We start from the raw sequence: 12,695 nt of genomic DNA, 5'->3' as shown, positions 1-12,695 counted from the left end.
CTGCACGCCTACCTGCAGCACGGCGGCCGGCCGGCCTTCGAGGTGCGCGCGGTGCTCGCCGCCACGCTGTCACCGACGTGGGGCATCTACTCCGGCTACGAGCTGTGCGAGAACGTGCCGCTGAAGGAGGGCAGCGAGGAGTACCTGGACTCGGAGAAGTACCAGCTGCGGCCCCGCGACTGGGAGGCGGCCGAACGCGAGGGACGCAGCATCGCCCCGCTGATCACCCGCCTCAACACCGTCCGCAGGGAGAACCCGGCCCTGCGGCAGCTGCGCGACCTGCACTTCCACCACGCGGACCAGGACGCGGTGATCGTGTACTCGAAGCGGCAGGGTTCGAACACGGTTCTGGTGGTCGTGAACCTCGATCCCCACCACACCCAGGAGGCCACGGTCTCGTTGGACATGCCGCAACTCGGCCTGGACTGGCACGAGTCGGTGCCGGTGCGCGACGAGCTCACCGGCGAGACCTATCACTGGGGCAGGGCCAACTATGTGCGCCTCGAGCCGGGCCGGCGTCCCGCGCACGTCTTCTCGGTGCTGCGACCGTCCACCCCGCAGATCGGAGGGTCACCCACAATATGATCGTCAACGAACCCGTGCCGGACACCTTCGAGGACACCCCGGCCAGGGACCGCGACCCCGACTGGTTCAAGCGCGCCGTCTTCTACGAGGTGCTGGTCCGCTCGTTCCAGGACAGCAACGGCGACGGCGTCGGCGACCTCAAGGGTCTGACCGCCAAGCTGGACTACCTCCAGTGGCTCGGTGTCGACTGCCTGTGGCTGCCGCCGTTCTTCAAGTCGCCCCTGCGTGACGGTGGCTACGACGTCAGCGACTACACCGCCGTGCTGCCCGAGTTCGGCGACCTCGCCGACTTCGTGGAGTTCGTCGACGCCGCCCACCAGCGCGGCATGCGCGTGATCATCGACTTCGTCATGAACCACACCAGCGACCAGCACCCGTGGTTCCAGGAGTCGCGGAAGGACCCCGACGGCCCCTACGGCGACTACTACGTGTGGGCCGACGACGACAAGCAGTTCCAGGACGCGCGGATCATCTTCGTCGACACCGAGGCCTCCAACTGGACCTACGACCCGGTCCGCAAGCAGTACTACTGGCACCGCTTCTTCTCGCACCAGCCGGACCTCAACTACGAGAACCCGGCCGTGCAGGAGGAGATGATCTCCGCGCTGAAGTTCTGGCTGGACCTGGGTATCGACGGGTTCCGGCTGGACGCGGTGCCGTACCTGTACCAGCAGGAGGGCACCAACTGCGAGAACCTCCCGGAGACGCACGACTTCCTCAAGCGGGTGCGCAAGGAGATCGACGCCCAATACCCCGACACCGTGCTGCTGGCGGAGGCCAACCAGTGGCCCGAGGACGTCGTCGACTACTTCGGCGACTACCCCAGCGGCGGCGACGAGTGCCACATGGCCTTCCACTTCCCGGTCATGCCGCGGATCTTCATGGCCGTGCGGCGCGAGTCGCGCTACCCGGTCTCCGAGATCCTCGCCAAGACCCCGGCCATCCCCGAGCGCTGCCAGTGGGGCATCTTCCTGCGCAACCACGACGAGCTGACGCTCGAGATGGTCACCGACGAAGAGCGCGACTACATGTGGGCCGAGTACGCCAAGGACCCGCGCATGCGGGCCAACATCGGCATCCGCCGCAGGCTCGCCCCACTGCTGGACAACGACCGCAACCAGATCGAGCTGTTCACGGCCCTGCTGCTGTCGCTGCCCGGCTCGCCGATCCTGTACTACGGCGACGAGATCGGCATGGGCGACAACATCTGGCTCGGCGACCGGGACGCCGTGCGCACGCCGATGCAGTGGACGCCGGACCGCAACGCGGGTTTCTCCTCGTCCGATCCCGGGCGGCTGTTCCTGCCCACGATCATGGACCCGGTCTACGGCTACCAGGTGACCAACGTCGAGGCGTCCATGGCCTCGCCGTCGTCGCTGCTGCACTGGACCCGGCGCATGATCGAGATCCGCAAGCAGAACCCCGCGTTCGGCCTCGGCTCCTACACCGAGCTGCCCTCGTCCAACCCCGCCGTCCTGGCGTTCCTGCGGGAGTACGAGGACGACCTGGTGCTGTGCGTGAACAACTTCTCGCGTTTCGCGCAGCCCACGGAGCTGGACCTGAGCGCCTTCGAGGGGCGGCACCCGGTGGAGCTGTTCGGCGGGGTCCGCTTCCCCGCGATCGGTGAACTGCCGTACCTGCTGACCCTCGGCGGGCACGGTTTCTACTGGTTCCGGCTCCGCAAGGACGCCGTGTGACACCCGAACGACAGGCCTGCTGAGGCCTGATCCGCGCGGCGGGCCGCAAACCCCCGTGGCGGGGCGTTTCCTCCGCCCCGCCCGGGGCACGCACTAGTAACACCCCGCCCACCCGCGTATGCCGGAGGAGCGCCGTCCGGGCCGGTTGCAGGCATCAGGGGGCGCATCAAGAATGGGTGAAAGGACGCGAGGCCATGTCGGAAGCCGTCACACGCACCGTCGCCACCCCGCCCGGCCTACTCGCATCCCTGGAGCCACTGCTGCGGGAATGGCTGCCGCGGCAGCGCTGGTTCGCGGGCAAAGGACGGCCGGTCACCGGCTTCACCCTGGTCGGGGCCACCGAGCTGCTCCCGGGCACGGCGAAGCTCGGTCTGTACCACCTGCTCGTGCGCGCCCACCAGCCGCTCGTGCCGTCCCACGGGGCGCCCGACCACCCCGGCGACTGCTACCAGCTGCTGATAGGTGTGCGCGAGGCGCTGCCGCCTCGGCTGGCGCCCGCGCTCATCGGACACGTGTCGACGGGGCCGCTGGCCGGCCGCACGGTCTACGACGCCCTGCACGACACCAGGCCCGCCGAACTGCTCCTGGAGGCCCTGCGCACCCGGGCACGGATCGGCGGGCTCCGTTTCGACCGGGACCCGCAGCAGGACATCCGCTCGGGGCTGGTGCCGCGCGTGGTGACCGCCGAGCAGTCCAACTCGTCGGTCGTCTACGGAGATACGTTCATCCTGAAGCTGTTGCGGCGGATCGTGCCGGGGGTCAACCCCGATCTGGAGCTGCCGCTGGCGCTGGCCCGCGAGGGCTGCCCCCGGGTGCCCGCGCCGACGGCCTGGATGGTCGCGGACGTCGACCCCGCGGCCGACCCGGTCGTCATGGGCGGCCCGGCGGATCTCGCCGGAGAGCCGTACGTGCTGGGGGTGCTGCAGCCGTTCCTGCAGGGTGCCTCGGACGGCTGGGAGCTGGCCCTGCGCGAGCTGGCCAAGGGCGAGGACTTCGCCGCCGAGGCACGGGCCCTGGGACGGGCCACCGCCGAGGTGCACACCGCGCTGGCCCGCGCACTGCCCACGGTGACGCTCGGCCACATGCAACTGCGGATGATGGTCGACGGCATGATCGAGCGCCTGGACACGGCGGTCCAGGCGGTGCCCGCGCTGCGCCCCTACGCCGGCGGTCTGCGCTCGGCGTTCACGGCGCTGGGCGACCTGGCCTCGGAGGGCCGCACCTGGACCGCGCAGCGCGTGCACGGCGATCTCCACCTGGGGCAGTGCCTGCGCTCGCCGTCCGGCGAGTGGTGGCTGATCGACTTCGAGGGCGAACCGGCCCGTCCGCTGCCCGAGCGGCGCATGCCGCAGCCGGCGGTGCGGGACGTGGCCGGCATGCTGCGTTCCTTCGACTACGCGGCGCGCTCGGTGGACCCGGCCCAGCCGGACTGGGCCGAGACGTGCCGGGCCGCCTTCTGCTCCGGCTACGGCGACGCCTCCGGCAGCGACCCGCGCACCGACCCGGTGCTGCTGCGCGCCTTCGAGACGGACAAGGCGATCTACGAGGTGGTGTACGAGGCCCGGCACCGCCCCGACTGGCTGCCGGTCCCGCTGGCCGCCATAGAGCGGCTGGCCTCGTCCGGCCACCTGACCTGACCCACCCCCTCGCCCTGGAGGCTCCGCCCGTGACCCCCCGTCCTGAGTCCAGCGGTCCGCGTCCCAAGGGGACGGCCGGGGAGAAGATCCCCGAGCAGCCCACGGCCGCGCAGCGAAAGAGCGCCGCGAAGAAGACGGCGGTGCCGAAGCAGGCAGCGGCGAAGAAGACGGCGGCCGCGAAGAAGGCGGCCGTCAAGAAGACGGCCACTGCCGCGAAGGCGGCCCCCGAGAAGGCGGCGGCCGCCAAGAAGGCCGTCACGAAGAAGGCGGCCGCGGCGAAGTCCACGGCCAAGAAGGCCGCCGCGACCAAGACGGCGGCAACGCAGCCGGCGGACGCCGGGACAACCACGACCGCCGGACCGGCCACGACCGCGAAGAAGACCACGGCGAAGAAGGCGACGGCGAAGAAGGCGACGGCGAAGAAGGCGACGGCCACCGGGACGGCCGCGGTGAAGTCCGTCGCGAAGAAGGCCACCGCACGCAAGACCACGGCCGAGAAGACGCCGGCGGAGAAGGCCGCCGTCAAGAAGGCCGCCGTCAAGAAGACCGTGACGAAGAAGTCGGCGGCCACCAAGGCCGCTGCCGTGAAGGCGGCGGCCGCGCCGGCGGCCTCCGCCGAGGCCCCCGCCAAGAAGGCCCCCGCCAAGAAGGCCCCCGCGAAGAAGACCACGGCGGTGAAGAAGGCCGTCGGGAAGGCCCCGGCCGGGAAGGCTCCCGCGCGGGACGCCGCCGCTCAGGTGGCCCCTCCGGAGATGGAGGTCGCCGTCTCCCCCGCCGTCGGCCCCAAGGACCGCGCGCGGCTGCTCGACGGCACGCATCACGACCCGCACTCCGTGCTCGGCGCACACCCCGTACCCGGCGGCATCGCCTTCCGGGCGTTCCGTCCGTACGCCCTTGCGGTGACGGTCCTCGCCGGTGAGGTGCGGGCGGAGCTGCACGACGACGGCGAAGGGTTCTTCTCGGGGCTGCTGCCGCTGACGGAGGTCCCGGAGTACCGGCTGCTGGTGCAGTACGAGGGGACCCTGCTGGAGACGGCGGACGCCTACAGCTTCCTGCCCACACTCGGCGATCTCGACCTGCACCTGATCGGTGAGGGCCGGCACGAGGAGCTGTGGACGGCGCTGGGCGCCCACCCGACGACGCACCAGGGCGTGACCGGCACCCGGTTCGCGGTGTGGGCGCCGAACGCCCGCGGTGTGCGCGTGGCCGGCACGTTCAACTTCTGGGACGGCACCGGGCACGTCATGCGGTCGCTGGGTTCGTCCGGGGTGTGGGAGCTGTTCCTGCCGGACGTCGGCGAGGGCGAGCTGTACAAGTTCGACATCACCCGGCCCGACGGGTCGAGGACGCTGCGCGCCGACCCGATGGCCCGCCGCACCGAGGTGCCCCCCGCGACGTCGTCGGTCATCACCTCCTCGGACTACGCGTGGGGCGACGCCGAGTGGCTGGAGCGCCGCGCGCAGGCCCCCGCGCACGAGGCGCCGTTCTCCGTGTACGAGGTGCACCTGCCCTCCTGGCGCCCGGGGCTGACGTACCGTCAGCTTGCCGAGCAGCTGCCCGCGTACGTGAAGGACCTCGGTTTCACGCACGTGGAGCTGATGCCGGTCGCCGAGCACCCCTTCGGCGGGTCCTGGGGGTACCAGGTCACCGGCTTCTACGCGCCGACGGCCCGGCTGGGCACGCCGGACGACTTCCGGTACCTGGTCGACAAGTTGCACCAGGCGGGCATCGGCGTCCTCATGGACTGGGTGCCGGCGCACTTCCCGCGGGACGCCTGGGCGCTGGCCGAGTTCGACGGGCGCCCGCTGTACGAGCACGCGGACCCGTTGCGGGCCGCGCATCCCGACTGGGGGACGCTGGAGTTCGACTTCGGGCGCAACGAGGTGCGCAACTTCCTCGTGGCGAACGCGGTGTACTGGTGCGAGGAGTTCCACATCGACGGGCTGCGCGTGGACGCGGTCGCCTCGATGCTCTACCTGGACTACTCCCGCGAACCGGGCCAGTGGACACCGAACGAGCACGGGGGCCGGGAGAACCTGGACGCGGTGGCGTTCCTGCAGGAGATGAACGCGACGGTGTACCGCAGGGTGCCCGGCGTGGTGACCGTCGCCGAGGAGTCCACCGCGTGGGACGGCGTCACGCGGGCCACCCACCACAAGGGCCCGAGCGGCTTCGGCGGGCTCGGCTTCGGGCTGAAGTGGAACATGGGCTGGATGCACGACTCGCTGCAGTACATGAGCCACGAGCCGGTGTACCGCAAGTACCACCACGGGGAGATGACATTCTCCATGGTGTACGCCTACAGCGAGAACTACGTGCTGCCGATCTCGCACGACGAGGTCGTGCACGGCAAGGGTTCCCTGGTGTCGAAGATGCCGGGCGACTGGTGGCAGCAGCGGGCCGGGGTGCGCTCCTACCTCGGTTACATGTGGGCCCACCCGGGCAAGCAACTGCTGTTCATGGGCCAGGAGTTCGCGCAGGGCGCGGAGTGGTCCGAGGCGCACGGCCCGGACTGGTGGCTGCTCGACCCGGGCTACGGGGCGGAGGCGGACCACCGGGGCGTGCGCGACCTGGTCCGCGACCTCAACGCGGTGTACCGCGCCACCCCGGCGCTGTGGCGGCTGGACACCGACCCGGCGGGCTTCGAGTGGATCGTCGGGGACGCCGCCGACGACAACGTCCTGGCGTTCCTGCGGCTGGACCCGGAGGGCAACCCGCTGCTGGCGGTCTCCAACTTCGCGCCGGTGATCCGCCACGACTACCGTCTCGGCGTCCCCGAGGAGATTCCCGCCTGGCACGAGGTCCTCAACACCGACGCGGCCCGCTACGGCGGCAGCGACGTGACGGCCCCCGACCCGGTCAAGCCGGAGCCCCAGCCCTGGCACGGCCGCCCGGCCAGCGTCCGCCTGACCCTGCCCCCGCTGGCGACGGTGTGGCTGCGGCCGGCCTGAGAGGGCAGGTACCACCGCGGTGACGCGCCGTACCCGGCCGGGGGACGGCCGGGTACGGCTCCGGGTGCGTCACGCCAGGGCGTCGGCGAGCGCCTCGGGCAGGGGGCCGGTGTGCACGACGCCGAGCCGCTGGGTGGCCCGGGTCAGCGCCACGTACAGGTCGCTGGTGCCGTAGCGGCCGGGTTCGACGACGAGCACGGAGTCGAACTCCAGGCCCTTGGCCTGGCGCGGGTCGAGCAGCACCACACTGCGGGTGAGGTCGGGTTCCCCGCCCGCCGTGACGCCGTCCAGCCGCGCCGCCAGGGAGCGGTGCAGGTCGCGCGGGGCGATCACCGCGAGCCGCCCCTCGGCGGGGGTGAGTTCCCCGACCGCCTTGGCGACGGCACCGGGCAGGTCGTCGGTGCGGCGGGCCCAGGGGCGCACTCCCGTGGAGCGGACCGAGCCGGGCGGCTCGAACCGCGGGTTCTCGGCCCGCACCACGGCCGCCGCGACGTCCATGATCTCCGCGGGGGTGCGGTAGTTGACGCCCAGCCGGGTGTGCTCCCAGCGGTCCTCCACGTACGGGGCGAGGATGCCCGACCAGGAGCCGACCCCGGCCGCCTCCGCCGTCTGCGCGGGATCGCCGACCAGGGTCATGGAGCGGGTCGGGCTGCGCCGCATCAGCAGCCGCCACGCCATGGGCGACAGCTCCTGCGCCTCGTCGACGATGATGTGCCCGAACGCCCAGGTGCGATCGGCCGCCGCGCGCTCGGCGGCGCTGCGGTGGTCGTCCTCCTCGTGCCGCTCGGCGAACCGCTCGGCGTCGATGATGTCGTGCGCGGACAGCACCTCGGAGCTCTCGGGGTCGTCCTCCTCCTTGTCCTCGAACTCGTAGGTCCGGGAGGCGTACGACACGTCCAGCACGCCCTGCGCGTAGGCGATCTGCCGCTCCCGCTCGCGCGCGGCGCGGTCCCGGGCGATCCGGTCGTCCTCGCCGAGGAGTTCGGCGGCCTCGTCCAGCAGCGGCACGTCCGCGACGGTCCAGTGCCGGGTCACGGGCCGGCGTACGGCGTCGGCGTCCTCGGCGGACAGGAACTCCTCGGGCGCGGCGAGGAGGTCCGCGACGAGCCGCTCGGGGGTGAGCACCGGCCACAACCGGTCGACGGCCGCCCACACGTCGGGGTTCTCGGCGAGGTCGTCGCGGATCTGCGTGATGTCGCTGGGGTCGAGGAGGCTGGACCCGTCGAAGGGGTCGGTGCCGATCCGCTCGGCGTACAGGTCGGTGAGCGCGTTGAGGATGTGGCCCTCGAAGTGCTCGCGGGCCGCGTTGTGCGGCAGCTTCACGGCACGGGTGCGCTCGCGGGCGACGTTGACCAGACCGTCGTCGAGCATCAGGACCTCGCGCTCGTGCTCGACGGTGATGACGGGGTCGGGCAGCGCCTGCCGGCTGCGGACGGCCTCGGCGAGCACGTCCGCCATCTCGGCCCGCCCCTTCACGGCGGCCGCCGCTGGGGTGTCGCCGGCGGTCGCCCGTACGCCCGGGTACAGCTCGCCGACGGTCGCGAGGAGCACGCCGGTCTCGCCGAGCGAGGGCAGCACCTCGCCGATGTAGCCGAGGAAGGCCGGGTTGGGCCCGACGATCAGCACGGCCCGCTTGGCGAGCAGTTCCCGGTGCTCGTACAGCAGGTAGGCGGCACGGTGCAGGGCGACGGCCGTCTTGCCGGTGCCCGGCCCGCCCTCCACGACCAGGACCCCGCGGTGCGGGGCGCGGATGATGCGGTCCTGGTCGGCCTGGATGGTCCGCACGATGTCGCCCATGCGGCCGGTACGGGCGGAGTTGAGCGCGGCGAGCAGGACCGCGTCGCCGGTGGGGTCCTCGTGACCGGTGCGCGTCTCGTCGCCGAGGTCGAGGATCTCGTCGTGCAGGTGGGTGACGCGGCGTCCCTCGGTGGCGATGTGCCGCCGGCGCGCGAGTCCCATCGGGGTGTGCCCGGTGGCCAGGTAGAAGGGACGGGCGACCTCGGCGCGCCAGTCGATCAGCACGGGGGTGCGCTCGGTGTCGTCGGTGCGCAGGCCGATGCGGCCGATGTGGTGGCTGACGCCCGAGGTGAGGTCGATCCGGCCGAAGCACAGGGAGCCGTCCACCGCGTTCAGCGCGGCGAGCAGCCCGGAGCGCTCGGCGACGAGGATGTCCCGTTCGAGCCTGGCCTGCATGGGCGTGTTGCCCTGGGCGAGCGCGTCCGTGACGGAGGTCTCGGCGTCGCCGCGCAGTGCGTCCACGCGCGCGTACAACTCGTCGATGAATTCCTGTTCCTGTCGCAATTCATCGTCCGGAAACTCGGTGTTTGACAATTCCGCTCCCGCCCGGATATACTGTGCTCACTGAACTTCACCGTGACTGCAATAAACTTGAAGTCACGAACAGACAAATATACGCAAGGAAATCCCCCGAGCGCAATTGCTCGGGGGATTTCCCGTTTCCGGGCGGGTCGTCCGCCGATCGCCTACAGCACCTCCTCCAGCTCCTGGAGCAGCCGCCGCTTGGCCCGTGCTCCCACCATCGCCTTCACGGGCTCACCGTCGCGGAACACCAGGAAGGTCGGCATCGACAGCACTTTGTAGGCGTGGGTCGTGGCCGGGTTGGCGTCCACGTCCAGCTGCACGACTTTCAGCCGCTCACCCTCCTCCGCGGCGAGGGCCTTCAGCACCGGCCCCATCTGCCGGCACGGCGGGCACCAGTCGGCCGTGAACTCCACCAGCACCGGCAGCTCCGCGCCGATCACCTCGGTCGCGAAATCGGCGTCCGTCACCTCGGTCACGCCGTCGCTCACCCTGCTCGTCACGGGTCCCCTCCCAGCTCGCACACGGGTTCCGGACCACCCGGAACCTCCGCCTCGGCGGCCAGCTCGGCGCGGGCCAGCTGCCGTGCCACCGTCTCGCGCACGGTGCTCAGCTGGCCGATCAGCGCGTCGAGTTCGTCCAGCTTGCGCCGGTAGACCGCGAGGGACGCCGGGCAGGAGTCCCCCTCGGGGTGCCCGGCGCGCAGGCACTCCACGAACGGCCGCGTCTCCTCCAGGTCGAACCCGAAGTCCTGCAGCGTCCGGATCTGCCGCAGCAGCCGCAGATCGCTCTCGTCGTAGGTGCGGTAGCCGTTCCCGGTGCGCCGCGCGGGCAGCAGCCCCCGCGACTCGTAGTACCGCAGCGTCCGCGTCGTGGTCCCGGCCCGCGCGGCCAGCTCGCCGATTCGCATACCGCCGAACGTAATCCTTGCCCCCGGCGTCAAGGCAACGGCGGTTCGAGGGGTCTGCTGCGTGACGTCCGCTCGCGCCGTCCGCCCGGCAGGGCGGGCCTGCCGGGCGGCACGACGAGGGCGGTAGGCCTAGCGGGCCCCGGCGGTCTCCGGTTCCCGCTCCTCGGCGGGCTCGGGCTCCGGCTTGTTCCGGCCGGGGAGCAGCAGGGCGACCAGCAGGGTGCCTGCGCCCAGGACGACGGCCCCGACCAGGCTGGTGTGCGCGACGGCGTCGGAGAAGGCCGCACCCACCGCGTCGGTCATCTGCCGGGCGCCGCCGCCGAGTTGTTCGGCCTGGGCGCGCAGCCGCTCCGCCTGCTGGGGGTCGCCGGTGTGGGCCGCCTGCTCGGCCAGCTGCCGCGCCCTGTCGCCGATTTCCCGGGCGACGGCGTAGCCGGCGCCGACCGAGTCCTGGGCGGTGTCCAGGGCGGAGGCGGGCAGCTTGCTGCCGGACGTGGCGTCGGACAGGTGGCCGGAGTAGGAGGTCGCCAGCAGCGAGCCCAGGACGGCGATGCCGAGGGAGCCGCCCAGCTCCAGCGAGGTGTCGTTCACGGCGCCGCCGACGCCCAGCTCCGGCTCCGGGAACGCCCCCATGATCGCGTCGGTGCAGGGCGAGAGGGCCAGCCCGATCGCGAGGCCGAGGACGATCAGGGGTGCGACGAAGTCGCCGTAGGACGATGCGGAGTCGACCCGGGTCAGCAGGGCCAGGGCCGCCGTGCCCCCGGCCATGCCCGCCGTGACGGTCCACTTCATGCCGACCCGGGGGGTGAGGTAGCCGGTCAGCGCGGAACCGGCGAAGACCGCACCGGCCAGCGGCAGCATGCGCAGCCCGGTGTCCAGGGCGTCGTAGCCGAGCACGAACTGCAGGTGCTGGGTCAGGTAGTAGAAGGCGCCGAAGACGGCCAGGAAGAACAGCGCGACGGCGAGGTTGGACCCGGCGAAGCCGCGGTCCGTGAAGCGGCGGACGTCGAGGACCGGGCGCGGGTGACGCAGCTCCCACAGCACGAAGGCCACGAGGCCGGCGCCGGCGACGACAGCGGCCGTGACGGCCTTGACGCCCCAGCCGAAGTGCGGACCCTCGATGATCATGTAGACGAGCGCGGCGATCCACACCACCGACAGCAGTCCGCCGCCGTAGTCGATCCGGCCGCGGTGCCCGGCCCGGGACGGCGGTACGAGGACGAAGGCGCCGACCACGGCGAGGGCCGCGACGGGCACGTTGATGAGGAACGTCGACGACCAGCCGTGCCGCTCCAGCAGGGCCCCGGCGACCAGGGGCCCGGCCGCGATGGCGAGCCCGGCGGTGGCGGTCCACAGGGTGATGGCCTTGGCGCGCTCGGACCGCGGGAAGGTCGCGGCGAGCAGCGAGAGCGTGGCCGGCATGATCATCGCGGCGCCCGCGCCCATCACGGCCCGGGCGGCGATCACGGTCGCGGCACTGTCGGCGAGGAAGCCGAAGACGGAGCCGCCGCCGAACACCACCAGCCCCGCGACGAGCGCGCCCCGGCGGCTGTACTTGTCGCCTATCGCACCGAGCAGCAGCATCAGCGCCGCGTAGGGGACGGTGTAACCGTCGATCACCCACTGCAGATCGGCACTGGTCAGGCCGAGGTCGGCGGTCATGTCGGGCGCGGCGACGGTCAGGGCCGTGTTCGCCATCACGATGATCAGCAGGCTCAGGCAGAGCACCAGCAGCGCCCACCAGCGGCGTGCGTAGGGCTGGTCCGTCCTGTCGGCCGGTTCGGTCACGACGAGTCGCATGGCAGGGGTCGCCTTCCTCCGGTGTGCGCGACGGTGATTGCACAGCACTGTGCAATTGCTCAGTCATGTGCAATGTACGCCTGTTGCACAGCACTGTGCAAACAACGGAGGCGTCCCGCCGGGCGGGGCGGGCAGAATGGCTGGCATGCCCACCGGTCACACCGGCCGCGCCCCCGGCCACTCCAGCCGCGCCGACGCCAACCGGCGCCGCATCCTCGACGTCGCCCTGGCCGAGCTGCTGCGCGACCCCGACGCGTCCATGGACCAGATCGCCCGTGCCGCCGGTGTCGTCCGGCGGACCGTGTACGGGCACTTCCCCAACCGCGAGGCGCTGATCAGCACACTCGTCGACGAGGCGGTGCAGGCGCTGTCGGCCGCGCACGCGGCCGGCCGGGAGGGGGTGCAGGACCCGGCGGAGGCCGTGGCCCGCTCGGTGCTGGCGGTCTGGGAGCTGGCCGACCGCTACCGGCTGCTGATCGCGCTCGCCCAGCGCACGGTCACCATGCAGGGCATCCGGGAGCGGCTCGCCCCCGTCCGCGAGGCCGCCACCGAGGTGCTGCGGCGCGGGGTCGGGCGCGGCGTCTTCAGCTCACCGCTGCCCCCGCCGGCGCTCGCGTACGTGCACGAGCAGATGCTGGTGGCGCTGATGGAGGCGGTGAACGACGGGCTCGTGGACGCGCGGGAGGCGGGCCGCTGCGCCGCGGTCACCATCCTGACCGCGGCGGGCGTGCCCGCCTCCGACGCCACCGCGCTGGTGGCGAAGCTGAACGACTGAACTGCGCGGGGTGGGACCGGA

8 protein-coding genes and 1 pseudogene are annotated in these 12,695 nt (G+C 72.0%); 5 read left to right on the top strand and 4 right to left on the bottom strand.

Annotated features, from left to right (window positions below; all coding sequences use genetic code 11):
• The 4 genes and pseudogenes from ACZ4M5_RS11875 to glgB all read left to right on the top strand — a co-directional run.
• Positions 1–585, top strand: a pseudogene (locus ACZ4M5_RS11875) (alpha-1,4-glucan--maltose-1-phosphate maltosyltransferase); the annotation flags it as partial.
• The gene (gene treS, locus ACZ4M5_RS11870; RefSeq protein ID WP_467735516.1) at positions 582–2,282 is read left to right on the top strand and encodes a maltose alpha-D-glucosyltransferase; all 1,701 of its coding nucleotides are present in this window, start codon (positions 582–584) and stop codon (positions 2,280–2,282) included. The pseudogene ACZ4M5_RS11875 and the gene treS, both read left to right, overlap by 4 nt.
• Positions 2,283–2,476: 194 nt before the next feature.
• Positions 2,477–3,919 carry a maltokinase N-terminal cap-like domain-containing protein gene (locus ACZ4M5_RS11865; RefSeq protein WP_467735514.1) on the top strand — a complete coding sequence of 481 codons (1,443 nt, stop codon included), beginning with the start codon at positions 2,477–2,479 and terminating at the stop codon, positions 3,917–3,919.
• A 29-nt stretch (positions 3,920–3,948) separates the two neighbouring features.
• Positions 3,949–6,870 carry a 1,4-alpha-glucan branching enzyme gene (gene glgB, locus ACZ4M5_RS11860; RefSeq protein WP_467735512.1) on the top strand — a complete coding sequence of 974 codons (2,922 nt, stop codon included), beginning with the start codon at positions 3,949–3,951 and terminating at the stop codon, positions 6,868–6,870.
• 69 nt (positions 6,871–6,939) lie between these two features.
• On the opposite strand, the gene ACZ4M5_RS11855 is transcribed toward glgB, so the two are convergent.
• The 4 genes from ACZ4M5_RS11855 to ACZ4M5_RS11840 all read right to left on the bottom strand — a co-directional run bounded on the left by ACZ4M5_RS11855 (position 6,940) and on the right by ACZ4M5_RS11840 (position 11,899).
• Positions 6,940–9,171: a HelD family protein gene (locus ACZ4M5_RS11855; RefSeq protein ID WP_467735510.1), complete on the bottom strand. Its 2,232-nt coding sequence runs from the start codon at positions 9,169–9,171 to the stop codon at positions 6,940–6,942.
• A 182-nt stretch (positions 9,172–9,353) separates the two neighbouring features.
• Entirely contained in the window at positions 9,354–9,668 is a 315-nt protein-coding gene (locus ACZ4M5_RS11850) for a thioredoxin family protein (protein ID WP_467735583.1), read from the bottom strand.
• 20 nt (positions 9,669–9,688) lie between these two features.
• Positions 9,689–10,099, bottom strand: a complete 411-nt coding sequence (locus ACZ4M5_RS11845; RefSeq protein WP_467735508.1) for a MerR family transcriptional regulator — start codon at positions 10,097–10,099, stop codon at positions 9,689–9,691.
• Positions 10,100–10,228: 129 nt separating this feature from the next.
• On the bottom strand, positions 10,229–11,899 hold the full coding sequence (locus ACZ4M5_RS11840) for a DHA2 family efflux MFS transporter permease subunit (protein ID WP_467735506.1): 1,671 nt from the start codon (positions 11,897–11,899) through the stop codon (positions 10,229–10,231).
• 136 nt (positions 11,900–12,035) lie between these two features.
• Between ACZ4M5_RS11840 and ACZ4M5_RS11835 the strand changes: the two genes are divergently transcribed.
• A complete protein-coding gene (locus ACZ4M5_RS11835; RefSeq protein WP_467735504.1) occupies positions 12,036–12,674 on the top strand; it encodes a TetR/AcrR family transcriptional regulator in 639 nt (212 codons plus the stop codon).
• The last annotated feature ends 21 nt before the right edge of the window (positions 12,675–12,695 follow it).

This window comes from Streptomyces sp. NPDC026246, assembly GCF_055567995.1.
This window is presented reverse-complemented; position numbering and strand designations above follow the sequence as displayed.

Coding starts and splice junctions, on each gene's coding strand:
- ACZ4M5_RS11835 (WP_467735504.1), top strand. CDS start 12,036: ATGGCTGGCATGCCCACCGGTCACACCGGCCGCGCCCCCGGCCACTCC.
- treS (WP_467735516.1), top strand. CDS start 582: ATGATCGTCAACGAACCCGTGCCGGACACCTTCGAGGACACCCCGGCC.
- ACZ4M5_RS11840 (WP_467735506.1), bottom strand. CDS start 11,899: ATGCGACTCGTCGTGACCGAACCGGCCGACAGGACGGACCAGCCCTAC.
- ACZ4M5_RS11845 (WP_467735508.1), bottom strand. CDS start 10,099: ATGCGAATCGGCGAGCTGGCCGCGCGGGCCGGGACCACGACGCGGACG.
- ACZ4M5_RS11865 (WP_467735514.1), top strand. CDS start 2,477: ATGTCGGAAGCCGTCACACGCACCGTCGCCACCCCGCCCGGCCTACTC.